Origin of the sequence: Paenibacillus sp. SZ31 (assembly GCF_012912005.1) — a bacterium.
Lineage (GTDB): Bacteria > Bacillota > Bacilli > Paenibacillales > Paenibacillaceae > Paenibacillus.
This window is the reverse complement of sequence record NZ_JABBEA010000005.1, coordinates 241,874-260,387: the sequence shown is the minus strand read 5'-3', so window position 1 is coordinate 260,387 and position 18,514 is coordinate 241,874. Positions and strand designations below refer to the sequence as shown.

9 protein-coding genes are annotated in these 18,514 nt (G+C 48.8%); all 9 read left to right on the top strand.

Annotation, left to right across the window (positions count from 1 at the left end):
- The first annotated feature begins 1 nt into the window (after position 1).
- On the top strand, positions 2-1,516 hold the full coding sequence (locus tag HF638_RS13160) for a response regulator transcription factor (protein WP_169480609.1): 1,515 nt from the start codon (positions 2-4) through the stop codon (positions 1,514-1,516).
- Between the two features lie 282 nt (positions 1,517-1,798).
- Positions 1,799-3,271: an ABC transporter substrate-binding protein gene (locus tag HF638_RS13155; protein WP_169480608.1), complete on the top strand. Its 1,473-nt coding sequence runs from the start codon at positions 1,799-1,801 to the stop codon at positions 3,269-3,271.
- Between the two features lie 77 nt (positions 3,272-3,348).
- The gene (locus tag HF638_RS13150) at positions 3,349-4,278 is read left to right on the top strand and encodes an ABC transporter permease (protein ID WP_036605780.1); all 930 of its coding nucleotides are present in this window, start codon (positions 3,349-3,351) and stop codon (positions 4,276-4,278) included.
- Positions 4,279-4,301: 23 nt separating this feature from the next.
- Positions 4,302-5,222: a carbohydrate ABC transporter permease gene (locus tag HF638_RS13145; protein ID WP_036605781.1), complete on the top strand. Its 921-nt coding sequence runs from the start codon at positions 4,302-4,304 to the stop codon at positions 5,220-5,222.
- Positions 5,223-5,258: 36 nt separating this feature from the next.
- Positions 5,259-7,613, top strand: coding sequence for a glycoside hydrolase family 3 N-terminal domain-containing protein (locus tag HF638_RS13140; protein ID WP_169480701.1), 2,355 nt, complete (start codon positions 5,259-5,261; stop codon positions 7,611-7,613).
- Positions 7,614-7,617: 4 nt separating this feature from the next.
- Positions 7,618-10,824, top strand: a complete 3,207-nt coding sequence (locus HF638_RS13135; protein WP_169480607.1) for an alpha-mannosidase — start codon at positions 7,618-7,620, stop codon at positions 10,822-10,824.
- A gap of 255 nt (positions 10,825-11,079) precedes the next feature.
- Positions 11,080-12,399, top strand: a complete 1,320-nt coding sequence (locus HF638_RS13130; RefSeq protein WP_169480606.1) for a glycoside hydrolase family 125 protein — start codon at positions 11,080-11,082, stop codon at positions 12,397-12,399.
- Positions 12,396-15,575: a beta-galactosidase gene (locus HF638_RS13125; protein WP_169480605.1), complete on the top strand. Its 3,180-nt coding sequence runs from the start codon at positions 12,396-12,398 to the stop codon at positions 15,573-15,575. Before HF638_RS13130 ends, HF638_RS13125 begins: the two co-directional genes overlap by 4 nt.
- Positions 15,572-18,355 carry an alpha-mannosidase gene (locus tag HF638_RS13120; protein ID WP_169480604.1) on the top strand — a complete coding sequence of 928 codons (2,784 nt, stop codon included), beginning with the start codon at positions 15,572-15,574 and terminating at the stop codon, positions 18,353-18,355. The genes HF638_RS13125 and HF638_RS13120 overlap by 4 nt, the downstream gene beginning before the upstream one ends.
- Positions 18,356-18,514: the final 159 nt, after the last annotated feature.

Below are 18,514 nucleotides of genomic sequence, written 5' to 3'. Positions count from 1 at the left end.
CATGTACAAGGTGTTTATTGTGGACGATGAGCCATTCATCATTGAAGGCTTATACGATATTGTGGATTGGTCTTCATTTGGTATGGAAATTGTGAGCCATGCAGGTAATGGGCAGGCAGCTTTACAAGCGCTCTCCACTCAGCCTGTGGACATTCTGATCACGGATATATCCATGCCACTCATGAATGGTCTTGACCTGATTCGGGAAGCAAGGCGAGTACAACCTGAGATTAAGGTCATTATCCTCAGTGGTTTCAATGAGTTCGAATATCTGAAGGAAGGCATGCAATTGGGGATCGAAAACTATCTGCTCAAACCGATTAATGTAGAGGAACTGGAATCCACGCTGAGCAACACAGCGTCCAAGCTGGATCATACAGTATCACCTCAAGCCGATGATGCGTATGGCATTCAGATTCTGAAAGATAACATTCTTCATCGATGGCTTACAGGACAGATTGCAGCTACCGAATTTGAAGAACGTGCCCAGTTTATGAACCTTTCGTTGGATGCACCAGACGTTGCTGTGGCCATTCTGCGTGACAAAGGGCAAGTACCCGGCATGTTTGAACGCGTAGAAGAGATGCTGAGAGACAGACGCCATCTGAACGTATTTCATGATATCGATGGAGACATCGTCATTATTGCCAATATTCAGGGTACGAGTGACGAGGAACAGAAGTTGATGGATGGCTTGCAGGCATTATCTGATGAGATAAACGTAACCCATCCGGCGGCACGCATTGGAGCAGGCAGATTGATGAAAGGGTTATACCATGCGCCGACCAGTTATGAGGAGGCCAAAAAAGCACTCCAGTATGTGATGATTTATCCCGACCTTAAAGTCATCGACCATGCCATGCTGGAAAGGTGCGGAAATTCCACGGCGACCTTTTTCATTGATTGGAGGGAGTATGCCAAACTCATTCTGTCCCGCAATACAGAACAACTTGCCGACCGGATTCGCATGGATTTTGAACAGCATCGCGATGGGCTTACGCCTGGGGAGTTACAGAATACCGCACTGGAAGTTGTGATTCGCTTCAAAATGGAACTGGAGAGCATCAAACACTCGGATGAGTCTGCCATATACCAACAAGGGCTTCAACTTGTGCTGGAGAGTGGCACTTTTGATGAGCTCGTGCATGCACTTCAGCAGGTTGGGTCACAGACCATCCAATCCCTATTGCAGGATTTGAAGAATCCGATTGTGAACCAGGTGCTTCAGCATATCGACAAACACTACGCAGAAGAGCTCTCCTTGAAGCTATTGGGTGCCCATTATCATCTGCATCCGGTGTATTTGGGACAATTGTTCCATAAGGAGACCGGGGAGACGTTTGCCGAATACATCAACAAATACCGGATTGAACGTGCGAAGGAGCAGCTACGCAATTCGAATCTGAAGGTACATGAGATCGCCCGAAATGTGGGATATTGGGAGACGGGTTATTTCTACAAGCAGTTCCGCAAATATGTAGGAATTTCACCGACTGATTTCAAGGTGTTTGGTTAATTCGGTGACGAGTAGAAACTAAGTTTGCGGACGGATTCCAAGAGACATATCGGGAACAAGAATGGCATGCAATGAGACTCGTGCCATACGTTACCCGGTATGTCTCTTTCATGTAAGCGATTTATTAAAACAGGGATAATTTTAATGCCCAAGGATGATTTGTCTTTAATTTGTACCCCGAAAACTTAAGTTTATCTTCTTTTTGTAAATGCTTTCATTCGATAAGGTTAAAGCAGTTAGTAAGTAGAGCCTAAGGGAACACGAAAAGGGAGGATCAAAGAAATGAGTAAACAAAGAAAACGCTTCTCACTCGTTCTTGCATTGTTAATGGCCGTTACGCTTGTTCTTAGTGCCTGTGGAGGAAGCAAAAGTGCTTCAGAATCCGGGGGAGCGGGAGATGACGCGGTTGAGTTGATCTGGTATACCATAGGTACCCCTCAGAAAGACGTCAACAAAGTGATGGAAGAAGTCAGCAAGTATACCAAAGAGAAAATTAATGCCACGGTGACGATGAAGATGGTTGACTGGGGCGACTACCCGCAGAAGATGCAGGTTAACGTAGCATCCGGTGAGCCAATGGATATTCTGTTCACCTCTTCGGGTGGATTCGATTATGTACAAAATGCAAGAAAAGGAGCATTCCTTGAACTGGATGACTTGCTTGCTGAATACGGTCAAGATCTCACCAAGACCATTGATCCTGCATTCCTCAGCGGTTCGAAGGTAGATGGACACAATTACGGAATTCCAGCCAACAAAGAGCTGCCTCAACAAGAGGTATGGCGCTTTAACCAGATGCTGGTTGATAAATACAAGCTGGACATCTCTGGCGTTCGTACGTTAGACAGTCTGGAGCCTCTGCTCAAAACGATCAAGGAAAACGAGGCGAGTGTAACACCATTCGCGATGGATAAGAACTATGTTCCTTACGTGCCGTATGACTATGTCATCCAGAACTTGCCGATGGCAATCAAGCTGGATACAACGGACTATAAGCTCGTGAACATATTGGAAACGCCTGAAATGAAAGAAGCACTCACCACCATGAACAAATACTACAAAGCAGGTTATGTGTCGGCAGAAGCAGCAACAACAGGTTCCACGAACGACCTGACAACATCGGGCAATTGGTTCCTGGATCGTGCACAGACTCAGCCGCTCGCGGACAATCAATGGTCTGCAAGTTACGGTTATGAAGTCGTTTCGACTCCAGCCAGTGATGCGATCATCACGAATACATCTGTACAAGGCTCCATCATGGCGATCTCGGCCAACTCGGAATATCCGGAGAAAGCGATGGAATTCCTGAACCTGTTGAACACAGATCCTGTGCTGCGCAATATGGTGGATTCCGGTATCGAGGGCACACACTACAAAAAAGTGGATGACACACATATGGAAAATCTGCCTGAGTCGAAAAACTACGATATGCCTTCATATTCCCTGGGCAACAACATGCTGCTCTTCCTGAACAGCAATGACCCGGACAACAAATGGGATGAGTTCAAGAAGTTCAATGCTGAAGGTGTCAATTCCCCGATCCTCAGCTTCAACTTCGATGCAAGTAATGTATCTTCCGAACTGACGGCGGTACAGAACGTGAAAGAGCAATATTGGGCAGCACTGATGACAGGTACACTGGACCCGGCGACCAATCTGGATCAAGTGATTGAGAAGTTCAATCAAGCCGGACTGGAGAAAGTAATGGCTGAAGCCCAAAGCCAACTGGATGCCTGGAGAGCGGAAAACAAGTAACGATACATCGTAAGGATCGGGCGACTGCTTATCGCGTCCGGTCCTTTTTCATTCAAGCCTGAAGGAGGATCTCCACAATGACTACATTTTTGAAAAACCTGATTAGAAACCGAGTCATGCTGCTCATGGTGCTGCCAGGCGCCATCTGGTTCTTCTTCTTCTCCTACTTGCCACTCGTGGGCACAGTGGCTGCCTTTAAGGAATATCGCTTCAGCCGTGAAGGGTTCTGGGCAAGTCTGATGAAGAGCGAATGGGTAGGTTGGGACAATTTCAAATTCCTGTTCAGCACAAGTGATGCATGGCTCATTACACGCAACACCCTCTTTTATAACATCGCCATTATCTTCCTGGGACTGGTATTTGCTGTGGCATTGGCAATCCTGCTCTCGGAACTGGTTAATAAACGACTCGCCAAACTGTATCAAACGGGCATGTTCCTGCCGTATTTCCTTTCCTGGGTTATCGTTGGTTACTTCGCATTCAGCTTCCTGAGCATGGACCGCGGTATGTTGAATCAGATCATCGGCTGGTTCGGGATGGAACCGATTCAGTGGTACTCCGAGGCAAAATATTGGCCGTATATTCTGGTATTCGTAGCGTTATGGAAAACCATCGGGTATAGCAGCGTTGTCTATCTGGCTTCCATTCTGGGGATTGATAAATCACTGTATGAAGCAGCCATGATTGATGGAGCAAGCAAATGGCAGCAGATTCGTAACATTACGATTCCGTTGCTGTCGCCTATCATCACGATTATGACCTTACTGGCCGTAGGCCGCATTTTCTATGCCGACTTTGGACTGTTCTATCAGGTGCCAAGGGATTCGGGTACGCTATATTCCGTGACAAATGTTATTGATACGTATGTATATCGAGGTTTGAAAACTAGTGGTGAGATCGGCATGAGTACAGCAGCGGGATTGTATCAATCCGTGGTGGGCTTTGTGCTTGTTATTATCTCCAACTATGTTGTTCGCAAAGTAGATAAAGACAGCAGCCTATTCTAGGACAGGGAAAGGAGTGAACCACTATGGCTCAAGCAGGGCTCGTTAAAAAACGCGACTTCCACCACGTATCCAACGGCTGGAACGTGATCATGAACATCATCGCAGGTCTATTCGCTCTGATCTGTGTATTTCCTTTTATATTTGTAGTCATCATCTCGTTCACAGACGAGAAAGCACTGGCCCGTGATGGGTATCGTCTGATTCCGGCAGAATGGAGTCTCGCGGCATATCAGTTTGTCTGGCAGAGTGGGGACACGCTGCTGCGGGCGTATGGAGTTACCATCCTGGTGACGGTACTTGGTACCATCATCAGTCTGATTCTCATGTCGCTGTATGCGTATGCGGTTTCCCGCAAGAGCTTCAGATATCGGAGATTTTTCTCCATCTTTGCAATTCTTACCATGCTGTTCAACGGCGGGATGATTCCAACCTATATGGTCGTATCCCAGCTGCTTGGGTTGAAAGATACGTTATGGGCACTGATTCTGCCGCTGGCGATGAATGCCTTCTATATTATGATCCTGCGTACATTCTACTCCACCAGTGTACCGGATGCAGTCATTGAATCGGCGAAAATTGATGGCGCCGGTGAGTTCTATACCTTTATGAAAATCGTGGTTCCACTCTCCTTGCCGGGGCTGGCAACCATCGGGTTGTTCAGTACACTCGGTTACTGGAATGATTGGTTCAATGCGTTATTATACATCGATAATCCGAATCTGGTACCGCTGCAATCCATGCTGATGCGGATTGAGTCGAGCATCCAGTTTATCCAGCAGAACTCTGCTAACAGTTCGATGAGTCTGGCAGCCATGCAGTCCATTCCGCAGGATACGTCCCGAATGGCGATGGTTGTGCTTGCTACGTTGCCGATTATATTCGCCTATCCGTTCTTCCAGCGTTATTTCGTACAGGGTCTGACGGTGGGCGCGGTCAAAGAATAACCGGATCACGTTATAGGATTGGAGAGATGCAGATTGATGACTTACAAGGACCAAAGCAAATCCGTAGAGGAACGGGCACAACACCTGCTTAGCCTGATGACTACGGAAGAAAAGGTAGGCCAACTTACGCAGCCATTTGGCTGGCAAACATATACGAATGATCAAGGGAACATCACGTTAAATGATTCCTTTAAACAGCAAGTGGAAAATGGGGGCGTCGGCTCCCTCTATGGTGCACTTCGGGCAGATCCGTGGACGGGCGTTACGCTGGAAAATGGACTATCCGCCAGAGAAGGCGCTGAGGCGGTTAACCTGATTCAACGTTATGCGGTAGAGCATTCCAGACTGGGGATTCCTATCCTGATCGGGGAAGAGTGTTCGCATGGTCATATGGCCATTGACGGAACGGTCTATCCTGTCCCCCTTTTGTTGGGGAGCACCTGGAATGTGGATCTGTATCGGAAGATGTGCCAGGCAGTAGCAAGGGAGACACGTGCCCAAGGTGGTGCGGTCACCTATTCTCCGGTACTGGATGTTGTGCGTGATCCGCGCTGGGGACGTACGGAGGAATGCTTCGGTGAAGATCCGTTTCTTATTGGAGAACTGGCAGTTGCTTCCGTGGAAGGGCTTCAGGGTGAAAGTCTTGATCGGGACGATGCAGTAGCGGCAACGCTGAAACATTTTGTTGGTTATGGCAGCTCGGAAGGTGGACGTAATGCAGGGCCTGTACATATGGGCTGGCGCGAACTGCTGGAAGTGGATCTCTATCCATTCCGCAAAGCGGTGGAAGCGGGCGCTGCGTCGATCATGCCAGCATATAACGAAATTGATGGCACGCCTTGCACCGTGAATACGGAATTGCTGGAAGATGTTTTGCGTAAGGATTGGGGCTTTGACGGTCTGGTCATTACGGATTGTGGTGCGATCAACATGCTGGCAAGTGGGCATGATGTCGCGGCAGATGGAATGGAAGCTTCCGTACAGGCGATTGAGGCAGGCATCGATATGGAAATGTCCGGTGAGATGTTTGGGCAATATCTGATGCAGGCTGTGACAGAAGGAAAGCTTGATATGCAGGTTCTGGAACAGGCTGCCTCTCGCGTGCTGGTGTTGAAGTTCAGACTGGGTTTATTCGAACAGCCTTACGTGGATGCCGATCGGGCAGCAGAAGTGATTGGCAGTGAAGCGCATGTTCAGCTGGCACGCCAGTTGGCTGCGGAAGGTGTTGTACTTCTCAAAAATGAGGCTGAAACTCTACCTCTATCGATAACAAATGTGGGCCGGATTGCCGTCATTGGCCCCAATGCGGATCAGGCCTACAATCAACTGGGCGATTACACATCTCCGCAACCGAAGTCGAAAGTGGCGACGGTACTGGATGGGATTCGCAGTAAGCTGGCTAATCATGTGGATGGGCAAACGGAGAAGAGTTCTGTTGGTCCGTTGACTGGTGACAGCAGTACAGATCAGATTCTTTATGCACCGGGCTGCCGGATTAAAGGTGATTCAAAAGAAGGATTTGAGCGTGCGATTGAAGTTGCCAGCCAGGCGGATACGGTCATTATGGTGGTTGGCGGCTCCAGTGCGCGTGACTTTGGAGAAGGAACGATCGATCTGAAAACGGGAGCTTCCAATGTGTCGGATAACTCTTGGAATGATATGGAGTGTGGCGAAGGGATCGACCGGATGACGTTGGGTCTTGCCGGAGTACAGTTGGAACTCATTCAGGAGATTCACAAGCTCGGCAAAAAACTTGTCGTTGTTTACATTAATGGTCGTCCCATCACTGAACCTTGGGTAGATGAACATGCTGATGCGATTCTGGAGGCGTGGTATCCGGGTCAAGAGGGCGGGCATGCCATCGCAGATATTATATTCGGTGATGTGAATCCGTCAGGCAAATTGACGATCTCCATTCCGAAGCATGTCGGTCAGTTACCAATCTACTATAACGGCAAACGTTCCCGAGGCAAAAGGTATTTGGAAGAGGATCTGGAGCCACGTTATGCATTTGGATACGGACTAAGCTATACCACATTTGAGTATAGCGAGCCGAAACTGAGTGCTGAGTCCATGACAGCTGGTGATACGGTTACGGTATCGGTGAATGTGACCAACACTGGCCGTTATGCAGGTGCAGAGGTTGTACAGATGTATATCTCTGATGTGGTCAGTTCGCTGACTCGTCCCGCCAAGGAACTAAAGGGGTTTGCGAAAGTGAAGCTGGAGCCTGGAGAAACACAGATCGTGGAATTCCACATCGGGGCCGAGCAGCTGCAGTATATTGGTCGTGATTTGAAGCCTGTCGTTGAACCGGGACAATTCCATATTCATATCGGCAGCTGCGTTAACGATACGCAAATAGCCGAACTGACCGTAAGGGAGGCGTAAGACGTTGGAACGTATCAGACGATTTATTCGCGAGTTGTCCGAACATCAGTGGCTTGAGCAATTACAGCTGCGCAACTGGGACATTACCCGCGCTTATTATCATGTGCCAGGACAGTATGAGGATCAGGGTGAGTACCCCGAAGGGCAAGATTTTGAGCGTTTTCCGAGCAAACAGGGAACGACTTATTTTTTCAGAACACGTTTGGAGATTCCTGCTACATGGCAGCAAACACCTTATGGACTTGTATTTGAGACAGGCGGAGAAGGCTTGCTTCGGGTAAATGGGAACTCTTATCAGGGCCTTGACCGCAATCATACCTACGTCACGCTTGATCCATCCAAAGTCGGAAACGCTCCAGAACTGGAGATCGAGATGTTTGATCCGGTACCTGAACCTGTAGACCCGTTGAATCAACAGGCGGTTATTCAGCCGCCAATCACATCAATTACGAGCTTGCTGGTGAGACCCAATGAAGCGGTTCGTAGTCTGATGTATACCGTCATTATTGTCCGTGATTCGGCTGTGTTGCTACCGGAAAGTGACTTTCGGCGGGTTCGCCTGTTAGAACTGGTGTATCGTGCGATGGATCAATTTGTAGGCATGTCAGCAGAAGAGATTGAGCAGGGAGAGGGTATTCGTCAGATTGAGAATAATCTGAAGCATCATGTGCGTGAGATTGGCGGAAACGCGGAAGGTCTGGAGCATATGGTGGGACAGTCCCATATTGATATTGCCTGGCTGTGGCCTGTACGTGAGACGGTACGCAAAACGAGCCGTACTTTCTCCACCGTGGATGCACTCATGAATGAATATCCTGACTATGTTTATTCCCAGAGCCAACCCTTACTATATGCGTTTCTGAAGGAGCATGATCCCGAGCTGTATGCACGGGTGAAGCAGCGGATTGTAGAAGGTCGCTGGGAGTTGGTGGGCGGCATGTGGGTTGAGCCCGATCTGAACATCCCAAGCGGGGAGTCCCTGATTCGCCAGATGTTATATGGTCAGCGTTTCTATATGGAGGAGTTTGGCAAGACATCACAGATTGAATGGCTGCCGGATACGTTTGGTTACTGTGCCTCCCTGCCGCAGATTTTGAAGCATGGCAATGTGGAGTATTTCATGACAACAAAGCTCGGATGGAATGACACAAATGTGTTTCCATACGATCTCTTCCATTGGGTGGGTATTGACGGCACACCGATCCTGTCCTACCTCAATCATGGGGTTAACGAACACACCCTGCCGAAGGACATTCATGATCACTGGCAGTCCTACCGTGAGAAAGCAACTCATCCGGAGCATATGCTTCTATACGGACACGGTGATGGCGGCGGTGGCGTAACACGCGAGATGCTGGAGTATGTGGATCGCGCAGACCTGATGGTAGGTCAGCCTGCGAGCCGATATAGCACAGCTGGAGCTTTCTTTGCCGGAATTGAAAAGGAGCAACCTGTACTTCCGAAGTGGCATGGCGATCTGTATCTGGAGTTACATCGGGGAACCTATACGACCCATGCGCGCAATAAGCGTAACAACCGGAAAGCGGAGGTTCTATATCGAGAAGCTGAGCTGTGGAATACACTCGCTCTGCCAGATATGGAGGCAGATGCAGAAGCTGAAGTGCGTTCAGCACTGCATGAAGGCTGGAAATTAATTTTGCTGAATCAATTCCACGATATTATACCGGGATCGGCGATTACGGAGTCCTACGTCACTTCGAATGAGGAATATGTACAGGTATTTGAATTAGGCAGAACCGGACTGGATCAAGGCATTGCAGCATTGACAACGAGTATCAACACAGAGGGACCAGAAGGTTCAGTAGCCTATGTTGTATTCAACAGCCTGGGCTGGAAACGGAGTGCAGTCGTTCAACTTCCTGTGCAGGATGGCTTGGATCGCTACGGCATCGATGAAAAAGGCCAGCGCTTGCGGATGGATCGGGAGGATGACAGCATGTCTATTCTCGTGACAGACATTCCGGCGTTTGGATATAAAACGATTTGGCTTGTACCGGAAAATACAAGGGAAACGAATGTACGGGAAATGACCACCCTTGCCGCACAACCAACCTTTAATGATACATGGGATACCGCCTTTTATCATGTGCAATTCAATGAACGTGGGGAGATCACCCGTCTGTGGGATAAAACCGCAGAGCGTGAGATGTTGAAGCCGGGTGAACGAGGCAATCAACTTCACTTCTTCCACGATCGTCCGACGTTATGGGATGCATGGGATATCGACAGTCGTTATGAAGAGCAGATTGCTGGCGAAGTGGAACTGTTGGAGAAAAAGCTGGTGCTGGCGGGTACAACGAAGGATATCCTGCGTTTCCGCTGGAAGCTACATCAATCGGAAATCACACAAGATATCGTCTTTTATCATGATTCACGGCGAATTGACTTCCAGACACAGGTGAGCTGGAACGAGAATCACAAACTTCTGAAAGTTGGCTTCCCAATTGATGTGGTTACCTCCAAAGCGACATTTGAGATTCCATTTGGCGCACTGGAACGCCCAACACATCGTAACACAAGCTGGGAACAAGCCCAGTATGAAGTCTGTGGACACCGCTTCGCGGATGTATCCGAATATGGATACGGCGTGAGCCTGCTCAATGATTGCAAATACGGGTATGACGTGCAGGGAAGCACCATTCGTTTGTCCTTGCTGCGAGCACCGAAATGGCCTGATCGCACGGCTGATCTGGGAGAACATGAATTCACCTATTCCCTATATCCACATGACGGAGACTGGCGAACTGCACACACCGTACGTCAGGCTGCCGAGCTGAATCATGAGGTGACAGTACAGCAAGTGAAACAAGTGCAACAAAAGGGCCAGATACAACAAGAGCAGCAGATAGAGCAGGTACAGCCAAGCACAGGGACTGGAGTAGATCCAATTGCAGATGCAACTGCAATTGCGGCACCTGTACGTCCAGCAACAGGCTCCTGGATTAACTTTAATAGTAATCACGTCATTCTTGATACGGTCAAAATGGCGGAGGATGGGCCAGGCACCGTGCTTCGTTTCTATGAATCATCAGGCAAACGCGACAACATCACATTGCATTGGCCGCATGCCTTTGAGCAAGCGTATCACTCCAACGCACTGGAAGAACCGATCAAACCACTGGCCCATACCAATGGCCAGATCACATTATCTTTTAAACCTTACGAAATACAAACCGTGCTACTGCGGTAAACCTTTTTGAAATATTTCGAGCTATACATGTCCAGCTCTTTATTCACACGTTAACGGAGAGGACAGAAATAACCAGAAGAAGCGTCAGCGTTCGCCTTTATCCCCGGATTTACCCTTTAGAAAAGGGAATCAAAAAATCTGGGGATAACAGCGATCAGAAGGTTATTCTGTCATCGTAGTGGTCTAGTGTGAATGTTCTCAGCTTGATCTTTTATAGCTACACCATTCAATTTGTTTAAGGAGTTGCACTCATCCATGGAACAGTTCAGATTACCCAAAATACCCATGCCACCTGTTGCTTTGCCACAATCCATTCAGGCCGTGCTCGAAGAAGCAGAACAGAAACTGGCTCACCGACCAAAACTGCTGCAATTATTCAAAAACTGCTTCCCCAACACAATTGAAACAACAACCAAGTTGATGGAGGACGGTACGACTTTTGTCATCACAGGAGATATTTCGGCTTCCTGGCTGCGTGATTCCGTGGAGCAGGTGGTACATTACATTCCGTTTGCAAAAGAAGATGAGGACCTGCAGCGCATCATTGGTGGGCTGATCAAACGTCATATCCAATATGTTCACATCGATCCCTATGCCAATGCCTTCAATGAGACGGCGAATGACTGGCATTGGAACACCACGGACGAGACCGACATGTCACCTTGGGTGTGGGAACGCAAATTTGAGATCGACTCATTATGCTTTGTTGTACGTTTGGCGTATTTATATTGGAAGGAAACCGAGCTGACCGACATTTTCGATTCAAGCTTCAAAGCAGCGATGCGTAAAATCGTGGACCTGTTCAAAGTCGAACAGCATCACATGGAACAATCTCCATATCGCTTTACTCGTAATAACGGTATCCCAACAGATTCTCTCCGTAATCACGGAAAGGGTATGCCAGTCAATTACACGGGTATGATCTGGTCCGGCTTCCGTTCCAGTGATGATGCGTGCGATTTCCACTACAACATTCCAGGCAATATGTTCGCGGTTGTCGCTCTGCGTCAGATGCAGGAGTTTGCCGAGTGGGTGTTCCGGGATATGGAATTTTTGCAGGAATTGAAGGATTTGGAGCAGGACGTGGATCACGGCATTCAACTGTATGGTATTTATCTCCATCCGGAATTTGGACCAATCTACGCGTACGAGACGGACGGTTATGGCAACCACTGTCTCATGGACGATGCGGGTACACCGGGACTCATGTCCATTCCATATCTGGGTTACGTCACAGCGGATGATCCGATCTACCAGAATACACGCCGTTTTGCCCTGAGCAAAGAGAACCCGTTCTATTATGAGGGCAAGGTTGCCAAAGGAATCGGTAGCCCACACACACCGCCCGATTACATCTGGCATATGGGCTTATCCATGCAGGGACTGACTTCACAGTCTGCGGAGGAGAAACTGGAGATTATTCGCATGCTCGAAGCGACAGATGCAGATACGGGGTATATGCATGAAGGCTTCCACGCCGATGATCCAACGATTTTTACACGAAAATGGTTTGCATGGTCCAACAGCCTGTTCTCCCAGTTGGTCTATAGATCCATGAAGGATGGCCTGTTATGAGTATGCAACCTAATGATAAAAAGCTGATTATCTTCGCTGATCCTGCGTTTCCGATGGAAGGTGCTTCTCCAACTCATGAGGCTCTGAATACATGGAAAGCAGTCGAAGAGATCACCGTTGTAAACGCCGAAGAACTCGCAGAGGCTTTGAAGACCACAGCAGGTGAAGGATGTCTGGTCAATCTGCATGCACCCTATTTTCCCAAGTCCGCCTGGACGGAGATTGCAGCTTACCTGCATCAGGGCGGGAGCCTGATCAGTGTGGGGGGTGCGCCCTTCAAACGTCCGGTTCGATATGAGAATGGGGCTTGGGTTGTAGAGTCAGAGCAGACCGCGTATCATCAGGAACTCTATATTCATGAGGCGTTGAACGTATCTTCTGCCAATGTGCAATCGTACACTTCATCCGAACAGATCCCGCTTCTCACTGGGAAAGAGGGGCTGTTCGAGAAGGCAGATACATGGAATTTGGTTCCACATACAACCAAAACAAGTGATCTGCCCCACCAGATGGGTTCATCAGGACCGATGAGTACGCAGATTTATCCATTGCTTCGTGGCATGAGTAAAGACGGGCGCAGTGTCGCCGCTCCGGTCGTTCTGTGGGAAAACTCGCGCGGGACTTTCGTAGGTTCACGCTGGATGTTTGTACATCTGCCGCTGACCACCTCATTCTGGACGCAGGATGGCGCTGCCGAGATTGTGAAATGGGCGCAATTCTGTGCGCAAGGTGTAACTGAGTTATCCCTCAAAACGAATTATGCTTCGTATGAGCCAGATGAGCGGGCTGTACTCACACTTCAAGGCCAGATTTTACAGCGTGCAGGCAACAGACTTACCGAATCCGAGCTGTGGACGTTTGACATAACGGTCGAGCATGAAGATCGCACAAGTGGCACGACGGAGAAGGTATGGAGCCATCGACTGGAGATGGAACTTTCCGGTGAGCAGCGTTTCGAACGTATACTTCTCCCGGTTTCCATTGAAAGTGGGCTGTATCGGATCGTATGCCGCGCACAGGCACCAGACGGGCAAGTTCGAATCTTGCGTCAAGGCTTCTGGGGGCAGGATGCTGCACTGCTGGCAGAAGGGGAAGTGATTACCCGCAGCAGGGATTATTTTGTAAAAGACGGACGACCTCTGCCTGTTGTGGGCATGACCTACATGACCTCCGATGTGGCACGGAAATTTCTGTTTTTGCCCAATGCGGATGTCTGGGATCGAGACATGGCTCAGATGGCAAAAGCCGGCATTAACTGGATTCGGACGGGAATCTGGACCGCCTATCGCAACATGATGCAGGTGGACGGACATATGGCAGAAGATGTGCTTCGTGCCATTGATGCATTTATTTTAACGGCGAAACGCCATGGCTTGCAGGTCACGTTCACTTTCTTCTCCTTTACACCAGAGACATGGGAAGGCACGAATCCGTATTTGGATCCGCAGAGTGTCGAAGCACAGAAACGTTTCATTCGCAGTATCGTCAGTCGTCATACGCATACAACCCATGTGGACTGGGATCTGATTAATGAGCCATCGATGTTTGATCCGGTGCGTATCTTCTCAGCTGGCCCACGCTCCGCAAGGGATTTGTATGAACAGCAGGCTTATATCGCTTGGCTTCAGCAGCGTCATCAGACGATTGAGGCGTTGCAGGAGGCATGGAACATGTCACCGAAGCAGCTTCCGAACTTTGCAGCCGTGGTGATCCCGGAGGCGGAAGAGATTAATTTTGATGTACAGGACATGCACAAGGCCAAAAAAGGAACACGCTGGCTCGATTACTGTCTCTTCTCCATGGAGATGCACAATGTTTGGGCAAGAGAGCTTGTAGGTACGATCAAGGATCTGGTACCGGATCATCTGGTCACCGTGGGACAGGATGAAGCCCTTGGTGCGCAGCGTCCTTCGCCTTTCTTCTATGAACGTGAAGTGGATTATACAACCGTGCATTCCTGGTGGTTGAATGATGATCTGATCTGGGACGGTATTTTCGTCAAAACGCCAAACAAACCAAATCTCATTCAGGAGACGGGCATCATGTATGTGGAAACCCCGGATGGACGAGCCAAACGTTCGGAAGAAGAGCTTCGTGGCATTCTCGAACGCAAGTACGCCTATGCTTTCTCGACAGGCGGCGCAGGGGCCGTGCAATGGATCTGGAATACCAACTTCTATATGGATAATGCCAATGAGTCTCATATCGGAGCCCTGCGTGCAGATGGTACGGAGAAGCCAGAGGCAGATGTATCTTATGATTTTGGCCGATTCATGCATGGCATTCGAGATCTCTTTGAAGACCGTGAGCTGGAGGATATTGCAGTAATGTTCCCGTATTCCAATGACTTCTCCAACCGTGCCCTGGCCTATGATGCCACAACGAAGCTTACTCGGGTGATGTCCTATGATCTGAAACTGCCGTTCCGTGCGTTATCCGAATATCATCTGGAAGCGTTGGAGCAACAGCCGCCGAAGCTGATTATCGTACCAAGTCCGCACAATATGGACAGCGATGCACTACAACAATTGCTCACGTTTGCGGAGAAGGAAGGTACAAGTCTGCTCATCACTGGACCACTGGGACTAGACGCATACTGGAAAACAAGTGACCGGGCCGATCATATCGTAGGCAAACGCAGTCTGGGTAACGTGCAGCGGGAGGAATTGCTGAATATTAACGGAGTGAATCATCGAGTGACCTATGGACGGCGTCGTATCGCCGAGGTGGCGAAGGAAACTTTACTTCACAGGGATAATGGTACACCAGATGAAGTAACCGTATTGCCTTTGGGTAAAGGAAAATTAATCTGGACCCCACTGCCGCTCGAGTTAAACGGACGCGATGAACCACTTGCTGAATTATATCGTTACGCTACTGAGATTGCTGGCATCGAACAGGAGTTGGAATGGATATCTGGCGGGGATGTTGCAGGAATCTACGGGCGGAAGCTGAGTTTTCCAAAAGGAAATCTCTATGTATTCGTATCGGAGTTTGCCTTGAATCATGAGGTTCACGTAAGAGATCAACGTACAGGTGTATCGTATGCCTTCCAATTGGAGAAAAATCGTTCCGTGCTGTTTGCCACAGATACTTCCGGAAAGCTGAATGGCGTGTATCGCCCTGATGAGGTTGAGATTATACAGCAAGATGAAAGAGGTGGGATAACACGATGACCAAGAAGAAGAGAGCACACATCATTTCACATACCCACTGGGATCGGGAATGGTATTTGCCTTATGAGAAGCATCATATGCGTCTTATTCAGCTCGTCGATTCACTGTTAGATCAGCTTGATGAGGGATCGGACTATAAAAGCTTTTATTTGGATGGACAAACGATTATCATCGATGACTATCTTCAGGTTCGCCCGGAGCAGAAGGAACGACTGGAGAAACATATCCGTAATGGCCGGATTGTGATTGGACCATGGTACATTTTGCAGGATGCGTTTCTGACGAGCGGCGAAGCCAATGTGCGCAACATGCAGGTTGGACATAAAGACGCCAAGCGTTACGGCATTCCTTCGAAAATTGGTTACTTTCCCGATACATTCGGATTGGTCGGACAGACCCCGCAACTGATGCAGCAATCAGGCATTGATAATGTGTTCTTTGGACGTGGTGTGAAGCCTACGGGCTTCAATAATACGGTATCGGATGCCGGATATGAATCGAGCTTCTCGGAGCTGATGTGGGAAGGGCCAGACGGATCGGAAGTGCTCGGTGTATTGTTCGCAAACTGGTACTCCAACGGGAATGAAGTTCCGGTAGACGAGGAATCGGCCCGCAAGTTCTGGGAAACCAAGCTTGCAGATGCTGAGAAATATGCGTCAACGAATGAGCTGCTCTACATGAACGGATGTGACCACCAGCCGATTCAGCGAGACTTGCCAGAAGCCATCCGTATGGCTGAACAATTATATCCCGACATTGAGTTCATTCACTCTAACTTTCCAGATTATCTGGAAGCTTTGAGAGCATCGGCTGAACATGAACTGTCTACAGTCAAAGGCGAACTACGCAGCCAGCGTACCGATGGCTGGGGAACTTTGGTGAACACAGCCTCGGCTCGTGTGTATCTGAAACAGATGAACCAGCTGGGCCAGACCATGCTGGAAAAAGTGGCTGAACCCCTGGCATCCTACGCCTATCTGCTTGGACATGCCTATCCACATGACCAACTGACGTATGCCTGGAAAACGCTGATGCAAAATCATCCACATGACAGCATCTGTGGATGCAGTGTGGATGAGGTGCACCGCGAGATGGTGACACGGTTTGATAAGAGCCGTCATGTAGCAGAGGCTTTAATTGAAGAGAGCACCAGCCAGATTGCTACAGCTGTCGATACCTCCATATTTGAGAGTTACGGCGAAAATGCTCGGCCTATTGTGGTGTTTAATACAACGGGTTGGGAACGAAGCGGTGTGGTTCAGATGGAACTGGACGCGGCTCGGTTGTATTTCCGGGATGGATATACATTGGAAGAGATGGCGGCACAGATGAAAGCCGTGAACCTGTCAGACCGCATACTTGTAGATGAAGATGGTAACCACATTCCATGTATGGTGGAGGATCTGGGTCTGCAATTTGGCTATGATCTGCCAGATGATCGCTTCCGTCAGCCGTATAGCTGTCGGCGCGTTCGTATTCGTTTTGAAACAGAGAATGTAGCTGCATTTGGGCTAAAAACCTATGCATTGGTCAATTTTGCGGATGATGCTAAGAGTGGTACTCCGTCGAAAACGACTACGCTGTTGCGTGGTGAACGTGGCATGGAAAATCAACATTTGATCGTCACAATTGCTGACAACGGTTCATTCACACTCACAGACAAACGAACAGGCCGGACTTACAAAGACCTTGGCGTATACGAAAATGTGGGCGATATCGGTAATGAATACATGTTCAAGCAGCCAGAGAAAGAAGTAGCATTGACAACTGAAGCACTTCAGGCTGAGATTCGAATCCTTGAGGATACATCATACTTCGCCTCGTTCGAAGTGATTCATCGTTGGGAAATACCAGAGTCGGCGGATGAGATGCTGGATCAGGAACAACGAGAACTGATTTATTATCCACACCGCAAAGCCCAGCGATCAACGAAAATGATTCCGCTCCAGATCCGCACGGTTGTATCGCTTAGTCGCATTGGAAAAGGCGTGCAAATAGAAACAACCTTCAACAATCAGGCGAAGGATCATCGGGTGCGCGCTCTTTTCCCAACGGATCTCGTATCTCGGGTTCATCATGTGGACTCCATGTTCGAAATTGCAACGCGCGATAACAAGCCTGCACCGGAGTGGCAAAATCCAAGCAATACTCAGCATCAACAGAATTTTGTGGATGTGAGTGAAAAAGAGGCGGGACTGGTCGTGGCCAATCTGGGTCTGAATGAATATGAAGTGCTTCAAGATGGGCGTAACACGATCGCCGTAACGCTGCTTCGTGCTGTGGGCGAACTCGGAGACTGGGGCTTGTTCCCGACACCTGAAGCACAATGCCTTGGTGAACATACATTTCAGATCGAGATCATTCCGCATGATGGAAATGGTGCATCATCAGGTGCATATATTGAGGCGTATCAGTTCCAGGTTCCTTGGACGCTGGCACAAACCGAAGTACACCCGGGTTATCTGACACCTAGCAACACACCGTTTGCATGGCAAGGGGACGGTTTAGCATTTTCTTCACTCAAGGTAAATGAGGATTCCGGCGATGTCATGCTACGCTGGTTCAATATGACCACCGACTCTGCCACGTTGAAACTTGCCGCATCACAAGCGAATCCACAGCCATTCGAAACGGCATACAAAAGCAACATCCTGGAGGAAGAGGGCGAAATACTTCATCTCAACAGCATAGAAGAGGCATCAACATTATCATTTGCCACCAAGGAATGGAACATACAGACAGGTTCATGCGAGATCGTTACTGTCGGCTTGCGCCGCTGATAAAAGTTGTTTAAAGAGTCGAAAAACAGACTTTTGAACACACACTAAAAGGTACAGAACTGCAAGTATGCTCTAAACTAGGCATTACGTACGGTGGTGGAAGGGTTACGCTATTTACCAGATCTATGAGTTGAGTTATTGGTTGTTTTTCTATAGAAT

Coding starts and splice junctions, on each gene's coding strand:
- HF638_RS13120 (WP_169480604.1), top strand. CDS start 15,572: ATGACCAAGAAGAAGAGAGCACACATCATTTCACATACCCACTGGGAT.
- HF638_RS13155 (WP_169480608.1), top strand. CDS start 1,799: ATGAGTAAACAAAGAAAACGCTTCTCACTCGTTCTTGCATTGTTAATG.
- HF638_RS13150 (WP_036605780.1), top strand. CDS start 3,349: ATGACTACATTTTTGAAAAACCTGATTAGAAACCGAGTCATGCTGCTC.
- HF638_RS13145 (WP_036605781.1), top strand. CDS start 4,302: ATGGCTCAAGCAGGGCTCGTTAAAAAACGCGACTTCCACCACGTATCC.
- HF638_RS13140 (WP_169480701.1), top strand. CDS start 5,259: ATGACTTACAAGGACCAAAGCAAATCCGTAGAGGAACGGGCACAACAC.
- HF638_RS13125 (WP_169480605.1), top strand. CDS start 12,396: ATGAGTATGCAACCTAATGATAAAAAGCTGATTATCTTCGCTGATCCT.
- HF638_RS13160 (WP_169480609.1), top strand. CDS start 2: ATGTACAAGGTGTTTATTGTGGACGATGAGCCATTCATCATTGAAGGC.
- HF638_RS13130 (WP_169480606.1), top strand. CDS start 11,080: ATGGAACAGTTCAGATTACCCAAAATACCCATGCCACCTGTTGCTTTG.